The 943-nt window shown below is 47.6% G+C and carries 1 protein-coding gene; it reads right to left on the reverse strand.

The genetic code is table 11. The features are described 5' to 3' along the window. Positions 1-72: 72 nt before the first annotated feature. Positions 73-943: DNA gyrase C-terminal beta-propeller domain-containing protein (locus A3762_RS22075; protein WP_304439318.1), on the reverse strand; the 871-nt coding region annotated here is incomplete at its 5' end.

A 943-nucleotide genomic window follows, 5' to 3' on the forward strand; every position in this document is an offset into this window, starting at 1 on the left:
CACTATCAATTCGATCTATATCTTTACGCAAGCGGCCTAACGCTTCTGCTTCATTCGTCATATCAAAGCCAATTACTGCAGTGTATCGCCATCAGTTGAATCACTTGAAGAGTCACTCTCAGAAGATTCAGCTTGTACCGCACCCTCTTCGACACCCTCATCATCTAATTCTTCTGACTCTGGTTCTTCGATACGCTCTACAGCCACTAAGCGTTCACCCTCTTGGGTGAGTTTAATTAAACGAACACCTTGTGTATTACGACCAAGGACAGAAACTTCTTCAGTGCGCGATCGAACGAGAGTGCCCTTGTCACTGATCAGCATCATTTCATCGCCTTCAAATGTTTGAACAGCGGACACTAAGCTTCCGTTTCGATCAGACACTTGCATTGCGATGACACCCTGACCACCACGATTGATGACTGAGAATTCATCAAGACGTGTGCGCTTGCCGTAACCGTTCTCACTTGCCACCAACAACAAGCCATCTTCCTCAGGAAGAATCAAAGAAACAACTCTGTGATTTTCTGGCAACTTAATACCACGCACACCACGCGCCGTTCTGCCCATCGCACGCACATCATTCTCATCGAAACGGATCATCTTACCGTGACTACCCATGAGCATGATGTCACGCTCACCATTAGTGATAGCAGCGCCAATCAACGTATCGCCATCATCCAAACCTAAAGCGATAAGACCTGAAGGGCGCGGACGCGAGAAGTTCTCTAGAGGCGTTTTCTTCACGGTGCCGTTCGCGGTCGCCATAAATACGTAATGATCGGCTGCGTATTCATTAACGGACAGGAACGTCGTAATACGCTCACCTTCGTCAAGCGGCAAAATATTCACCATTGGCCGGCCACGTGAACCACGGCTTGCTTGCGGAATCTCAAAGGTACGCAACCAATACACTTTACCTTTGTTTGAGAAACACAAAATC

The organism is Oleiphilus sp. HI0125, from assembly GCF_001635355.1.